The organism is Vibrio sp. 2092 (assembly GCF_033339635.1).
Taxonomy (GTDB): Bacteria; Pseudomonadota; Gammaproteobacteria; order Enterobacterales; family Vibrionaceae; genus Vibrio; species Vibrio alginolyticus.
In genome coordinates this window covers 130,362-144,966 of the sequence record NZ_JAWOUY010000010.1, presented here as the reverse complement: position 1 = coordinate 144,966, position 14,605 = coordinate 130,362, and the positions used below count along the sequence as shown (strand labels likewise).

The window sequence follows — 14,605 nt, the reverse complement described above, 5'->3', positions numbered from 1 at the left end:
ATACACGGGGCTTTACTATGTCTGAATCAGTACTTCAGCGACTAGAAGAACTAAAAGAGTCGTTGCATTACCACGCTGTGCGTTACTACGTGGAAGATAACCCAGAGATCCCTGATGCCGAGTACGACCGTTTAATGCGAGAGTTACTGGATATTGAAGCTGAGAACCCTGACTTAATAACCGTAGACTCGCCAAGCCAACGTGTCGGTGGACAACCTCTCTCTGCGTTTAGCCAAGTGACACATGAAGTACCGATGCTTTCGCTTGATAACGCGTTTGATGATAGTGAACTTGATAGTTTCCACAAGCGCGCACAAGAGCGCGTGGGCAGCCAGAGTGTGAAAGAATACTGTTGTGAGCCTAAATTGGATGGACTCGCCGTAAGTTTGTTATATGATAATGGCGTATTAGTTCAGGCGGCCACTCGAGGCGATGGTACTACGGGTGAAAACATCACAGAGAATGTGCGTACGATTAAAGCCATTCCTTTAAAACTCAGAGGTAATGACTGGCCAAATCGTCTTGAAGTTCGTGGTGAAGTCTTTATGCCGAAAGCTGGGTTTGAAAAGCTCAATGAATTAGCAAGGAAGAAAGGCGAGAAAATCTTTGTTAATCCACGTAACGCTGCGGCAGGTAGCTTACGACAATTGGATTCACGTATTACGGCTTCTCGTCCGCTTAGCTTCTATGCATACAGTGTAGGCGTGGTGCAAGGCGCAGAATTGGCAGCAAGTCATTACGAACGCTTTTTGCAAATCAAATCTTGGGGACTGCCAATGTGTCCGGAAACTAAGCGAGTTGAAAGCTTGGCGGATGTAAAAGCTTACTACCAAGATATATTGCAGCGTCGTGATGCCCTCCCTTATGAGATCGATGGTGTCGTTATTAAAATTGACGATATTGCCGTGCAAGAGCGTCTGGGGTTTGTTGCTCGCGCTCCACGTTGGGCGATTGCCTACAAGTTCCCAGCACAGGAAGAAATGACGACACTGAATGAAGTGGAGTTCCAAGTCGGTCGCACTGGTGCGATTACACCTGTTGCTAAACTAGAGCCTGTATTTGTTGGCGGGGTAACGGTAAGTAATGCGACGCTTCATAACGCAGATGAGATAGAACGTCTGCAGGTCAAGATTGGTGATCACGTTGTGATCCGCCGTGCTGGCGATGTTATTCCGCAAGTCGTATCTGTCATCAAAGAGCGTCGACCAGAAACAGCTCGAGATATTGTTTTCCCAACTCAGTGTCCTGTTTGTGGTTCGCATGTTGAGCGGATCGAAGGAGAAGCGGTAACACGTTGTATGGGGGGCTTAGTTTGCCAAGCCCAACGCAAACAAGCGCTAAAACACTTTGTTTCTCGTAAAGCGTTAGACGTTGACGGTTTAGGCGATAAAGTGATCGAGCAGCTTGTTGATCGTGAGATGGTGAAAACTCCTGCTGACTTATTTAAGTTATCAGCGGGGATTTTAACCGTACTAGATCGCATGGGGCCAAAGTCTGCGCAGAATATTGTGAATGCGTTAGAAAAATCCAAAGAAACAACTTTACCTCGGTTTTTGTATTCACTGGGGATCCGTGAAGTTGGCGAGGCAACCGCAGCAAACTTAGCAATGCACTTTAAAACGTTGGGAGCAATCCAAAATGCTACCGAAGAGCAGTTGATTGAAGTGCAAGACATCGGTGCTGTGGTTGCTCAACATATTACGACTTTCTTTAGTGAAGAACAGAACCAAGCGGTGGTTAAAGATTTGCTTGAACAAGGAATTCATTGGCCAGAGATTAATACTACTGAGCAGGTGGGGGAATTACCATTAGAAGGTAAAACAGTAGTATTAACGGGAACACTTTCTCAACTGGGGCGTACAGAAGCCAAAGAAGCCCTCCAAGCACTGGGGGCTAAAGTGACGGGTAGTGTTTCTAAGAAAACCGATATTTTGTTTGCTGGTGAAAATGCAGGTTCGAAGCTCGCAAAGGCACTAGAACTGGGTATCGAAATTAAAACAGAACAAGACTTACTCGAACTGATGAATTAAGTCTTCTCAAAAAAGCTAAAAAATAACTAAAAGCCCCGTATGGTAAGCATGTGGGGCTTTTTATTGTTCATAATTAAGTGTTTTTTATTGAGTAATTGATGCCTTTGTTCTTTTCAGTGATCAAGATCGAACCTTGGGTTATTGGTTTTTTTGGCTTTTTTAGTCTGCGAGTGACTTCAAGTTGATACTTTTAAGTTCAATTTAAGTATTTGATTTTAAATAATAATTTATTGTGTTGTGTTGATGTTGTTAAAAATAAGATCTGGATCAATAAGTTATATGGAACTTTGGAGTGGCTCATATTTTTTTAGAAAAAAAATAAGTTCCATTTGGATGTTTTTAGCTGCGAAGTTAGTCTTAATCACGTGGATACACGGTGTGTATGCAGGAACTAAAAAAAGCCAAATTAGAAATAATGAGGTTTGATCAGGAATTTACTTCTCTCCTTCGGCGGCCAACTAAAGGTGAGATAGAAAAATACAGCTATATCCATTTTTAGGAGTTTTTCCATGGACAAATTTTTTAAGGTTTCAGCGTTAACCGCAGCAATGTTTGGTGTTGTTGCTGTCGCTCCAGCTACAGCGTCTACTGAAAGTGCAGCAGGTGGCGAGTACGTAGAGAAAGTGAACGAATTTATGCAAGACTCAAGTCTGAATGCATTATTCATAGTTGATACTCGTTCACGAACTCGTACAACAGGTAAGCCCGGCGGTGAAAATGGTGACCGTTGGAGTCGTCTAAACTACTCTTCTTACAACGCAATTTTAGACTTCACTTCTGGCTACCACGATGGTTGGGTGGGCGCAGATGTTGCGGCTTACTACTCTGGCGATCTTTACAACGATAGTCTTTACAATTCAAACGAAGGCTACCTATGTAACGAAATCTCAACTTGTAACAACCTAGACTGGGGTGCAGGTGATGGTCAGCAGCTTAAAGTTTACAAAGCAGCGCTGAAATTCAAAGCAAACGAAAACTTTAATGCTCGTTTCGGTATGTTACAGGCTGGTGGTAACGGTACAATCGGTAACGTTTGGAGCTTTGTACCTGGTACTTACCGTGGTTTCGAACTAAACGCTAAACTTGGTGATTTCAACCTAAGCTACTTTGGCGCAGACCAATTTACAGCACCTTGGCTGCTTCACGAAGATGATTACGCACCAGCGCTTTGGTCTGACACGTCATGGAGCTACCTACACTCTCTAGGTCTAAATGGTAACCTAACTGACAGCCTGTTTATGCAACTTGGCCTAGGCCAAGCAACTGGCGTTCAATATGCAAATGGTGTTGACTGGGGTGCAGGTCAAGTGACTAGCTACCACAACGAGACTGATAACACATCTTACAAAGCGTATTTGAAGTACACAGTGAGCGATCGTACAACTCTAGCATTTGATTTCTACGGTGTTGATGACGATGTGAAATACGATGGTCTAGGTTTCCACACTGGTCTGTCTTTGAACCAATCTTTCGGCAAGCTAGCTTGGATGTCTGAGTTGCGCTACACAGACACAGATAACCGTGCGGACTTCGTTCCTCGTACTATTCATACATATGGTATGAACAATGGTACTTGGTCTCAGTGGTGGGACGCGCTATCTGACTGGAACAAAGCGGGTGAGCTAGCATGGTACAACCGTCTATCTTACAACCAAGGTAACGGCTGGAACTACTACCTAGGCTTTGGTTACGGTACTGGCGCTGACTCTGCAGCAAGCGGAGCATCAGGTGACTGGGATTACGAAAGCGAATACGCAGTTAACGCAACAGTATCTTACTCACTACAAAGTGGCGCGCTTAAAGGTTCTACCATTCGCTTACACGGTACAATCCTAGAACGTGATGAGTACGCAGGTGCTGGCGATGCGGATGAAACAGACTTACGTCTACAAGTTCTTATCCCTTATAGCTTCCATTAATACTTAATGAAATAATAAAAGGAGCCGCTAGGCTCCTTTTCTATTTCACTTCTCGGCCGTCGTATATTTTGCAATATAACGGTGGCAACATATGCACATTACCGTTTGGCAACTCACACTTTATCTCTGGGCCTAACGTACGACCACCGGATGCACCATTAGCATGAGTGGTTAACGGAATTATGGCAAAAGATATTACTAATAGACCAGATAAAAATCTCATAATAATCACCTTAATATAAACTTTAAATATCTACGTGCTTGTATAAACCGTGACTACGCAGAAAGGCAAGGTTGAATAGGGCTCTTATATCAAACTAAGCTCTTACTTCTTTACTATTCCCATTCCCCACCTCTAAATCGACACATTTCACTTGGAATATTCGTAACGTCGCCACTTGGCATCTTACATTCGACTATAGGTCCCAAATTAGTTGTACCACCGTTTCCGTTGTTGTAGGCAAAGGAAGAAAAAGAAAAAATACCGCACAACATTAAAAAGAGAAGCTTATTCATAGTACATCCTCTTACTTACCAAATAAAAAGCACTCAACTTAAATGCTTATGCGTTAAGTATGTATCCGAGGATAAAAAGATCAAAAAATAATTCAATAAAGTTTTATTTTTTAAAATAAATTTAGATCGATAATTTACCTAGATATATTTCTATCTTATTGATTGTCGTGTGTTGAATAATTAAATAATAGGAAATGGTAGGTAGGGTATTAATAATATTACTAATACTTATTTTTTTCTCGATTTTAATTAAGGTAATGAAATGAAAGCAGTTGTTTAGATTAAAGTAATGGAGCATGATTTGCCCCATTACTTTGGCATAAATTAATTAGAATCAGGCTCAATGATTAAAATAATACCTTCAACATCGGTGATTCTTACGCGGGTACCGGCTGGAAGTGCTTGATCCGATTGTGCGGACCATGTGGTATCGGCTACCTTGATGCGATTGAGCCCGACGGAAAAGTCTTCTTCAAGGATAAGAGTACGCCCAATTAACTGCTTGTACTTTTGGTTCAGATCTCTTTCTTGGTCTTCTTGCTTGTCTTTAGACCATTGTCGTCGCCACCAAAGCCAGGTGGTGATTAAGCTGAAGCTTGCAAAGCAAAGCCATTGCAATTGCCAGCTCATTGGCAAAACGGTCATGATTGCTCCAACGATAAGTGCAGACATCCCGAGCCAGAGAAAATACCCTGCGGTACCAAGTAGCTCAACTGCTAAAAGAGCAAAGCCAAACGCTAGCCAATGCCAGAAAGAGATACCTTCCAACAAACTAAAAAAGTCCATAAATTATTCTTTATCTTGCTGTTTAAACATTTCTGCTATCCCTGCAACCGAGCCCATTAGTCCGGTTGCTTCTAATGGAAGCATAATGATTTTACCATTTTCGGCTTGACCAATGCTCTTGATCGCTTCGGTATAACCCTGTGCAATGAAGTAATTGACGGCTTGCATGTCACCTTTTGCAATGGCTTCGGAAACCATGTAAGTCGCTTTTGCTTCTGCTTGCGCGGCACGCTCACGTGCTTCTGCATGGAGAATAGCAGACTGCTTTTCGCCTTCAGCTTTTAATATCTCTGATTGTTTATGACCTTCGGCCTTTAATATCTCAGCTTGGCGAACCCCTTCTGCTTCAAGAATTTCCGCACGCTTATTACGCTCGGCTTTCATTTGCGCATTCATTGCAGCGGTCAGATCGGCTGGTGGCTGGACATCTTTAATCTCAATTCGTGTGACTTTTACGCCCCAAGGGTTTGTTGCTTGGTCAACAATCGCCAACAGCTTAGAGTTGATCATGTCGCGTTGGCTCAGCATTTCGTCCAGTTCCATTGAACCTAAAACGGTACGAATGTTCGTAAGGGTCAAGTTTCTAATAGCGTGTTCTAAGTCGTTGACTTCATAAGCCGCTTTTGCAGCATCGATCACTTGAACAAATCCGACAGCGTCAATAACCACGTTAGCGTTATCTTTTGAAATGACCTCTTGCGCAGGAATATCGAGAACGCGCTCCATCATGTTTACTTTTTGACCAACTTTATCAACGAATGGAATGATCAAGTTTAAACCCGGCTTTAATGTGTGGGTGTAGCGTCCGAAGCGTTCAACTGTCCAGTTGTTTCCTTGCGGAACCGTTTTAATGGCTGAAGATAAGATAACGACAGCAAGAACGACGAAAATACCGATGGTGATCAGTGAATCAATTGGCATGAGTTATTCCCTTAAGTGCATAATGTTCGATCCATTTTTACCTATTTATAGACAATAGACAATTGAAGTTCTGAGACCTTTGAGAGGTTATTGGTTTTTTATATGACAAAGGCCGGAAACACCGGCCTTTGTTGTCTTATTCCTAGAAGAATGCGACGCTTAGTACAAAATTGAGTAAAGCTGGCGACGATATTTGCTTGCTAATGCGTTACCTTGACCTAGTGCACTGAGAATATCCATAAAAGTCTTCTTCACTTCACCGTCTTGGGCGCCCAAGTCTTTTTTAAGAATATTCCACAGCAGTTCCAACGCTTCTTCATCCCGACCAACTTGGTTGTATTGTACCGCCAATTCACAAGCGAGTTCGAAGTTTGCCATGTCTGCTGCGTATGCTTGTTCTAGTCGCTGTAATTCAGGGCTATCTGCAGCCTGCAAATGCAGCTCGAGCTTGGCTATTAGGCTCTTGTAGTAGTTATCTTGATACTCGAGAGGGATAGCGTTCAGTAGTTCTTGGGCAATATCAAATTGTTTGGTTTCTAGCAAACAATCAGCCATCGCGAGTTTCACATCACCACGCTCTTGCAGCTCTGGCGGCAAAGTGTGGATGATGCTCAAAGCCTGAGCATGCTCACTTTGCTGAAGAAGTTCACTGACTTGTTTTAATAGTTGTTCATCTGGGCTTGGCAAATGCTTTTGTAGCATGGTGGCAATGGCATCAATTGGCTGGGGGCCTCCCAGGCCATCGACGGCTTGACCATTTATAAACAGCGCGATAGTTGGCAATACTTGCACGCCAAATTGAGACGCTAAAGCGGGCTGAACTTCACAATTTAGTAGAGCAAGCGTAAATGCACCGTTGTACTGTTGAGCAAGAGATTGCAACTCAGGGAGTATCTGTGCGCTTTCTGGCTGAGCGTTGGCCCAAAAGTGGATCAAAACGGGCGTGTTCATTGAACCTTCAAGCGTTTCGCGAAAGTTCTGTTCTGTTATCTCAACGATAAATGGGGATTGCATCAGAGTATCCTTGCCTTGTGTCTTGTCGTTGATATTAGATATGGAGTTGATTTAGGTGAAATTCAAGCGACATTCACCATCAATAATGAATCATTCTATTTTGAGAAAACGTGAGGTAACAGAGTGAGGTTATTGCTGCTCAGGTGTTAGATAAAAAGAAAACGCTGCCGAAGCAGCGCAATTCTAATGCTATTTGTTAGTGCGGTATCAAAATAGGATGAACATGGTCAACACTACACCCACACTAAGCCAGTTAAGCTGATTTAATGTCATTGTTGCCTCGCAGTAGTATAAACATTGCTACAAAACGGAATGGGTGGCGATACCAAATCTAAGCAACTCAATCACTTTGGGCGAAAGAATCCCCGCTGAATTGCGTAGAAATTGATTCGTTTAGTTGAGGTTTTTTTAACCTACATGTTCATAATGACATCACATTGTTACGATGAAATTACATTTCGACAAAACTTTTTTATGCAGCCTGTCGCAAAATTTTATCAAGTGCACGGGTTGGTAATAGTCTTTTCAAGACTGCGAATAATTTAGTCGGTGTAGTAATTCGATAACGAATTTTCGGTGAAACGCTAGTTAATGCATGAAGAACTGGTGCGATGCAAGACTCTGCAGGTAAAACAAATCGATTATTAGACTTGTCGTTGTTGAGTCGCTCTCTTTGTCCTTCATAAGCATGACGATGGGGGCTAGATTCAATATCAACCCACTTCTCAAAGGCTCGTAATGCATTGTTTCTAAATTGAGTTTCGATCGGTCCTGGTTCTATCAATACCACTTTGATATTCGTATCCGCAAGCTCTAGCCTGAGCGTATCTGTCCAGCCTTCTAAGGCAAATTTTGATGCATTATAGGCACCACGGTATTTCATTGCGGCAAAACCAAGAACAGAGCTGTTTTGTATGATGCGTCCTTCGCCTTGCTGGCGCATATGAGGAAGCACCTCTCTGACCAACTGGTGCCAACCAAAAAAGTTGGTCTGAAATTGATCTTGAAGAGCCTCGGTGGGTAAGTCTTCCAGTGCTCCGGGCTGACCATAGGCACCATTATTGAACACTGCGTAAAGCTTACCTTCTGTTAACTCTAGCGCTTGCTTCACGCCCGAAGAAATGCTTTCTGGGCTATTTAGGTCCAGATTGATGCAGGTTAGCCCTTCATTAATTAGGCGCTGGACATCTTGTTCTTTCCTACAAGATGCAATGACATTAAATCCCTTGTTTTGTAGGGCGTGAGCGCACACGTAACCGATGCCGGTTGAACAACCCGTAATAAGAATCGACTTTTTCATAATTTAATTTAAGACTCAGAAACCTTGATTAGAGCCATCATTCATCAGCTCCGGTCATGAAGCAAGTGCTTGAGTGCTGGCTCTATTCTGGAGTAGCTAAATTTAAAGCCCAGTTCGGTGAGTTTTTTGGGTTTGGCTCTCATGCCATCAAACAATAAGCAGGAAGATTCTCCCATTAGGAGTTCCATCGCCCATTTAGGCGTGAACAAGATATGCGGACGTTTTAGCGTTTTAGCTAGTGTGCCGCTGAATATACGATTAGTCACAGGATGGGGGGCGCACATATTGAATGCACCGTGGGCATGTGGTGTTTCAAGCAAGTACATGATGGCGCGGACCATATCTAGGATGTGAATCCAAGGCATGTACTGATTACCGTTCCCGAGTGGGCCGCCTACGCCAAGCTTGTAAGGTAATAGCATTTTTGCCAACGCACCACCATTAAGGCCGAGTACCACGCCAGTTCTCAGTAGACAAACCCGTGTTTGTTCCGACTCTGCGCGCTTGGCTATTTGCTCCCACTTTGCACAAACCTCGTGAGGAAAGTCGTCGCTATTAACATGTAAGCACTCATCAAACGGATGGTCTTGTTGATCACCATAGTAGCCAACTGCCGAGCCACTAATAAAAACAGAGGGAGGTTCGGTACTTGCGTGGATCAGCTCAACAATTTGCTCGGTAATTTTCCAACGACTTTTGCAGATTTTTTCTTTTTGCTCGCTGGTCCACCTTTTATCCGCAATTGGCTCACCTGCAAGATTAATGACGGCATCAACGTGATTGAGATCGGCGAACGACTCGAGCGAGTCAAGGTATTCGATATTACCCAGATCAGCATGCTGTAGGCGTTGTTTTGCTCGCTCTGGAGAGCGTGTAAGTAGCATAACCTGGTGAGTTGATAGCAGCTTGAGCAACTCCGAGCCAATAAACCCAGTGCCACCTGTGAGTAATATCTTCATGTTATCTCTTTGAATGTACACGTATTAGAACATTATAGTCGTTTTGTGCTTAGCTTGATCATCTCAACACCATTATTTCTGGGATAGTGACAAGCTGGCAGAGATACTATTAACTTCACATATTAGAAAATATGTAACTAAATGTTATAGATGGCGCTAGTGCATTCACGGTAGAAGAGTGAAATCTATGCCAGACTAAAAGTTATCGCTCATTGGAACGAGCGTAATCAGTTTGCATAATCAAGGAGGATAGGCATGGAAGCATTTGTTGCGCTTTTTCGAGCGCTCCTCAATAGTGCTCGTGACTTATTACCCATCATCATTGTTATCACTTTTTTTCAATTAGTCGTTTTGCAAGAGCCGCTGCCCAACCTGGTCTCCATTCTTTTTGGCTTGTTGCTTGTCGTTTTAGGATTAACCTTTTTTATCTTTGGCCTAGAACTTGGTCTTTTTCCTATCGGAGAGAGTATGGCTCAAGCCTTTGCAAAAAAAGGCAGCGTATTCTGGTTGTTAGTTTTTGCGTTTTGTCTAGGCTTTGGCACCACGATCGCCGAGCCTGCATTAACGGCCGTAGCAGAAGAAGCATCAGAAGTTGCGGCAGAAGGAGGGATGATCACAAACTCAGAGCAATCCATGCAGGATTATGGACAAGGGCTACGAGTAACGGTGGCACTTTCTGTGGGGATCGCTATCGTTATTGGCGTTCTGCGCATCTTAAAAGGGTGGCCAATTCATTACATGATCATCGGCGGCTACGTCGGCGTTGTAATACTGACGTGGTTTGCACCTGAAGCCATTATTGGCGTTGCTTACGATTCCGGAGGTGTAACCACGTCCACCATAACAGTACCTTTGGTCACTGCACTGGGTGTCGGTTTAGCGTCTTCTATTAAAGGGCGTAACCCTATGGTGGATGGCTTTGGTTTAATCGCTTTTGCCTCGCTGTTACCGATGATGTTTGTGATGGTTTACGGAATGGTCGTAATATGATTTCAATTGATCATTTCCTAGACACTTTGTTATCGACCGTTCGAGACGTCGTTCCCATCGCCAGCATTATTTTTGGTTTTCAGTTAGCGGTGTTAAGGCGTCCTGTTAGCAACCTTAAGAAAGTTTTGCTTGGGTTCGTTTATGTGATTTTCGGGTTAGCTCTTTTTTTACTTGGATTAGAAATGGCGTTGTTTCCACTTGGGGAGACGATGGCTGTGCAATTAACGGCGCCGGAGTTTTTACAAGAGTTCAAAGTATCGGTAGGGAAAGCCTTAATGTGGGTCGACTATTATTGGGTTTACACCTTCGCCTTTTTTATAGGCTTTAGTACCACGATTGCAGAGCCTTCTTTAATCGCTGTAGCGATAAAAGCAAACCAAGTCTCTGGAGGCAGTATCAGTATTAACGGCTTGCGCGTAGCCGTTGCGTTTGGGGTGGCAATTGGTATTGCATTAGGGAGTTACCGGATTGTCGTGGGCGATCCCATTCATTATTACATCATCGCGGGTTACATCGTCGTTGTGATTCAAACGTTTTACGCTCCTAAGCTTATTGTTCCACTCGCCTACGATTCTGGAGGCGTAACAACTTCTACCGTCACTGTCCCACTTGTAACTGCATTAGGGTTAGGGCTTGCTTCGACCGTCCCTGGAAGAAACCCAATGATTGATGGCTTTGGCTTGATCGCGTTTGCCAGTCTATTTCCTATGATCTCTGTGATGGGCTATGCGCAAATAACCCAGTGGCTGAATAAAAACGTCTCGGAGGAAGAAGAAAATGCGCTTTAAATTGATACTTGCGTTTGTTGAAGACAGCAAAACAGACAAGGTGTTGGACGCTGCACGCGATGCTGGTGCGACCGGTGCAACAGTGATTAACAATGCTCGCGGGCAAGGTTTAAATCAAAAGCGAACGTTTTTTGGTTTAACGCTAGAAGTGCAAAAAGATGTGCTGCTGTTTGTGGTCGAGGAACATCTCTCTCGACACATATTAGAAACCATTAATGAGGTTGGTGAATTTGACAGAGAGTCGGGACAGGGGATTGCTATTCAGATCGATATTGAAGATGCAGTCGGTGTCGCGCATCAAGTCGAGACATTGACCAAAGTAGTCGAGGATGAATTATGAGTGATCAAACGATAATTAGAGTTCGAGATGTTATGGCGGCAACGTATGTAATGGTTGATGGACTGATGACCGTATACGAAGGCATAACGCTAGCGAAAAAATACCAAGTCAAAGCGCTGGTGGTGAAAAAGCGAGATGATAATGATGAATATGGCATCGTGTTGATGAATGATATCGCCAAAAAGGTGCTGGCGAATAATCGTTCTCCTCAGCGCACAAATATTTATGAAATCATGACCAAGCCCGCTTTGTGTGTCGAACCAGATATGAACGTAAAATATTGTGCCCGTTTGTTTGAGCGATTTGGCATAAGCAGAGCGCCGGTCATTGAAAGTGGCGAGGTCATTGGGATGGTGAGTTATAACAATATTGTCATCAATGGTATGGTGCGAGAAGAAGTGTAATAGGTTGATATAAATGAAAAATCAACGAATTTTTTCTCAAGTCAGCGACTGTTACAAAGAACTAAAATATTTAATATATGTTAGGTTGCATATGTGTTAATTCACCATTATTCTTTGCGCCCTAAGCCTAATGTCGAGGAATCTGTATCATGCCTTTAGTCTCTTGCCCCGTGTGTGAGAAACAAATCTCAAAACGCGCTCATGCATGTCCAGGATGCGGAGAGCCCGATCCGCTGCACCATCTAGCCAAATCAAAATTTATGTCGATGGTGTTTTGGATACTGGTGTTGGTTGGAACAGCGTATGCAGCATGGTTCTATGTTTTGCCTATGGTCATTGAATCATTGCGCTATCAGTAGTATTCAAACCGTCGTAGGTTGAGCTGCTAAAAAAATGCCGTAGAATGACCTCATACTTTTTGAGGAGACGATGTCGTGAAACTATTTTTTGCCTCAGACCTGCATGGCTCTTTGCCAGCAACTAAAGAAACCATTGATCTATTTTTGGCTTCTGGTGCGCACCACCTGATTTTGCTAGGAGATACGCTAAACCATGGGCCGCGAAACCCTATTCCGGAAGGCTACAACCCTCCACAGGTAGCAGACTTATTGAACCAATACAGTGATCAAATTATTTCTGTACGTGGCAACTGTGATAGTGAAGTAGACCAAATGCTATTGAAGTTTCCAATGATGATGGATTACTCATGGGTGCTACTTGAATCTGGCAAGAGAATCTTTTTGACTCATGGTCACTTGTACAACTCTGAAAAACGGCCGCCACTGCGTGAAGGTGATATCATCGCCCACGGTCATACACATGTTCCCGTCGCAGAGATGCAAGATGGAGCCATTATATTCAACCCAGGCTCGATGACATTCCCACGTAATGGCTTACCGAGAAGCTTTGGTACTCTAGAAGGCAATAAGCTAACGGTAAAAACGCCAGAAGGCGAAGTATTAGCACAAACCATGATTTAACGGTTTTACTAAGTAAAAAATAGGGAGCGAATTGCTCCCTATTTTGTGTCTGAATGTCCTAAATCGCGTTCTGGGTCGATAATGTCTCTTACGCGCTGTTTTAGCACCTTGGCTTCAGGAAAGCCGCTGTCTTTTTTCCGTTCCCAAATTTGCTGGCCATTACAGAAAATTTCGAAGCGACCACCTGTGTCCGGGTGTAAGCTGATTGTTTCTATTTCTTCGCTAAAAGTATGCAGTAATTCTTGCGATAGCCAAGTTGAACGCAACATCCAGTTGCACTGGCGGCAGTAATAAATATCAATGATTGCTTTATCCATGAAACTTTCCTTTTAATCTTTTTAAACCAGCAACTTGATGCCCACGGCAAACGTGAGAATTTCGAATGCAACTTTAATCACTCTGTTACTGTATCGAGTCGCGGCCCATGCGCCTAAACTGCCGCCTAGAAAAGAGCTTAACAATAAAACAGGTAACCAAGCCCAGTGAATAGGCGCCCCTGCCTGTACGACGGCAATGCCTCCAATGCCATTCCAAAACAGGCCGACACAAATCATGGTGTAAGCAACGGCTTGTTTGTAGTCGTAACCAAACCAGCGCACCAAAAATAGTGTCACGAGCAAACCAGAACCTGCGGTAAGAGATCCGTTAATGATGCCGATAAACAGTAAGCCAATTCCACCAATAACCCAACCGATAGGATGACGGTTACGTATTACTTCAGCTTGGCCTAGCGATGTCTTAAATCGCGAGTAGATACCTAGCGCTAGGATCATCGTACCGAGCATCTTTTCCGCGATACCATCAGGGATCTGTACAATTAAGTTAGCCCCTAAAATCACGCCAATACTACCGGACAAGATAAGGTAGAGCGCGACTTTCCATTTAATAGTGCCTGATATTAAATGCGTGCTTGCTGCGCCTAAGCCTAAAGCGACCGAAGCCACCTTATGTGTGCCTAGCGCAACGGAGAACGGTAAGCCGAGAAAGATGAGTAAAGGGAATTGAAGCAAGCCTGCTCCGCCACCGGAAAGTGAAGCCAGCGTGTTGGCGATTAGTGAACCGAAAAAGAGAGTAGTGGTATCTAGCCAATCCATAAGCAAAACAAAGGGGGCGTCTTGCCCCCTTATCATCCAATCAAAATTAGTTTTTAAACAGTACCGAAGAACCGTGGTTCAAGCTAGTGAGCAAGAGTGTTTTTTCGTTCACGACGTCAATACGACGACTTTGCTCCGCATCTAGCTTAAAAATTTGAGTAATCAAACGTAGCTGTGCTTCGGAAAAGTCTTTTGATTGAGAAGATGAAATATCTTTAAACTCCGAAGGCGAGACCAACAAATAGTTGTCACTTACTTCCCAGCGGCCTTTTTCCGAGATATTTATCGTTGATTCTGCGGTTGAACCTTGAGCAAATAGTTTTATATTTGCTACGCGAATATAGTCACCATTAGGGAGATATTTCACGTTTGATTCAACATTAACTCGGCGTAGTGGGCCGACAGTATCGTCAGGCAAGCTGTCTGTAATGACTGTCACCATGGTCGACTGCCATTCGTTTGCTGTGAGGAGCTGCTCCACTTTTAGGTCACTTCCCCAATACAACCAACTGCTGAAAAGAACGGATACGGCCAAAACCGCAGATGCTAATTTAATCTTCATAT

17 protein-coding genes are annotated in these 14,605 nt (G+C 43.6%); 8 read left to right on the top strand and 9 right to left on the bottom strand.

The genetic code is table 11. The features are described 5' to 3' along the window. Window positions 1-17 precede the first annotated feature (17 nt). Both ligA and R7P80_RS17500 read left to right on the top strand, forming a co-directional pair. Window positions 18-2,030 carry an NAD-dependent DNA ligase LigA gene (gene ligA, locus R7P80_RS17505; RefSeq protein ID WP_225491771.1) on the top strand — a complete coding sequence of 671 codons (2,013 nt, stop codon included), beginning with the start codon at window positions 18-20 and terminating at the stop codon, window positions 2,028-2,030. Window positions 2,031-2,539: 509 nt separating this feature from the next. Further along, complete coding sequence (locus tag R7P80_RS17500) at window positions 2,540-3,949, top strand: hypothetical protein (RefSeq protein WP_005382055.1); 1,410 nt, start codon at window positions 2,540-2,542, stop codon at window positions 3,947-3,949. Between the two features lie 40 nt (window positions 3,950-3,989). On the opposite strand, the gene R7P80_RS17495 is transcribed toward R7P80_RS17500, so the two are convergent. The 6 genes from R7P80_RS17495 to R7P80_RS17470 all read right to left on the bottom strand — a co-directional run bounded on the left by R7P80_RS17495 (window position 3,990) and on the right by R7P80_RS17470 (window position 9,445). After that, entirely contained in the window at window positions 3,990-4,172 is a 183-nt protein-coding gene (locus R7P80_RS17495; protein ID WP_021707681.1) for a hypothetical protein, read from the bottom strand. A gap of 617 nt (window positions 4,173-4,789) precedes the next feature. Continuing rightward, a complete protein-coding gene (locus R7P80_RS17490; protein ID WP_005382058.1) occupies window positions 4,790-5,251 on the bottom strand; it encodes an NfeD family protein in 462 nt (153 codons plus the stop codon). Window positions 5,252-5,254: 3 nt separating this feature from the next. Then, window positions 5,255-6,172: an SPFH domain-containing protein gene (locus tag R7P80_RS17485; RefSeq protein WP_005382060.1), complete on the bottom strand. Its 918-nt coding sequence runs from the start codon at window positions 6,170-6,172 to the stop codon at window positions 5,255-5,257. Between the two features lie 159 nt (window positions 6,173-6,331). After that, window positions 6,332-7,186 (bottom strand): co-chaperone YbbN, encoded by an 855-nt coding sequence (locus R7P80_RS17480; protein WP_033906924.1) that lies wholly within the window; start codon window positions 7,184-7,186, stop codon window positions 6,332-6,334. A 472-nt stretch (window positions 7,187-7,658) separates the two neighbouring features. Then, window positions 7,659-8,486, bottom strand: a complete 828-nt coding sequence (locus tag R7P80_RS17475; RefSeq protein WP_104978877.1) for an SDR family oxidoreductase — start codon at window positions 8,484-8,486, stop codon at window positions 7,659-7,661. A 44-nt stretch (window positions 8,487-8,530) separates the two neighbouring features. Continuing rightward, window positions 8,531-9,445: a TIGR01777 family oxidoreductase gene (locus R7P80_RS17470; protein ID WP_104978879.1), complete on the bottom strand. Its 915-nt coding sequence runs from the start codon at window positions 9,443-9,445 to the stop codon at window positions 8,531-8,533. A 255-nt stretch (window positions 9,446-9,700) separates the two neighbouring features. Here R7P80_RS17470 and R7P80_RS17465 point away from each other — a divergent pair, with 255 nt between their 5' ends. The 6 genes from R7P80_RS17465 (at window position 9,701) to yfcE (ending at window position 12,947) form a co-directional block, all read left to right on the top strand. After that, a complete protein-coding gene (locus R7P80_RS17465) occupies window positions 9,701-10,435 on the top strand; it encodes a DUF1538 domain-containing protein (protein ID WP_104978880.1) in 735 nt (244 codons plus the stop codon). Then, on the top strand, window positions 10,432-11,223 hold the full coding sequence (locus R7P80_RS17460; RefSeq protein WP_005382078.1) for a DUF1538 domain-containing protein: 792 nt from the start codon (window positions 10,432-10,434) through the stop codon (window positions 11,221-11,223). The genes R7P80_RS17465 and R7P80_RS17460 overlap by 4 nt, the downstream gene beginning before the upstream one ends. After that, entirely contained in the window at window positions 11,213-11,563 is a 351-nt protein-coding gene (locus R7P80_RS17455; protein ID WP_005382084.1) for a P-II family nitrogen regulator, read from the top strand. The genes R7P80_RS17460 and R7P80_RS17455 overlap by 11 nt, the downstream gene beginning before the upstream one ends. Beyond that, window positions 11,560-11,967: a CBS domain-containing protein gene (locus R7P80_RS17450; RefSeq protein ID WP_005382085.1), complete on the top strand. Its 408-nt coding sequence runs from the start codon at window positions 11,560-11,562 to the stop codon at window positions 11,965-11,967. Before R7P80_RS17455 ends, R7P80_RS17450 begins: the two co-directional genes overlap by 4 nt. A gap of 149 nt (window positions 11,968-12,116) precedes the next feature. Then, window positions 12,117-12,326, top strand: coding sequence for a hypothetical protein (locus R7P80_RS17445; RefSeq protein ID WP_005382086.1), 210 nt, complete (start codon window positions 12,117-12,119; stop codon window positions 12,324-12,326). A gap of 75 nt (window positions 12,327-12,401) precedes the next feature. Beyond that, window positions 12,402-12,947 (top strand): phosphodiesterase, encoded by a 546-nt coding sequence (gene yfcE, locus R7P80_RS17440; RefSeq protein WP_047102892.1) that lies wholly within the window; start codon window positions 12,402-12,404, stop codon window positions 12,945-12,947. A 38-nt stretch (window positions 12,948-12,985) separates the two neighbouring features. On the opposite strand, the gene R7P80_RS17435 is transcribed toward yfcE, so the two are convergent. The 3 genes from R7P80_RS17435 to toxS are packed head-to-tail and all read right to left on the bottom strand — an operon-like array spanning window position 12,986 to window position 14,603. Further along, entirely contained in the window at window positions 12,986-13,264 is a 279-nt protein-coding gene (locus R7P80_RS17435) for a SelT/SelW/SelH family protein (RefSeq protein WP_005382088.1), read from the bottom strand. Between the two features lie 21 nt (window positions 13,265-13,285). Further along, window positions 13,286-14,041: a sulfite exporter TauE/SafE family protein gene (locus R7P80_RS17430; protein WP_104978882.1), complete on the bottom strand. Its 756-nt coding sequence runs from the start codon at window positions 14,039-14,041 to the stop codon at window positions 13,286-13,288. Window positions 14,042-14,087: 46 nt separating this feature from the next. After that, complete coding sequence (toxS, locus tag R7P80_RS17425) at window positions 14,088-14,603, bottom strand: transmembrane regulator ToxS (protein WP_005382091.1); 516 nt, start codon at window positions 14,601-14,603, stop codon at window positions 14,088-14,090. Window positions 14,604-14,605 lie beyond the last annotated feature (2 nt).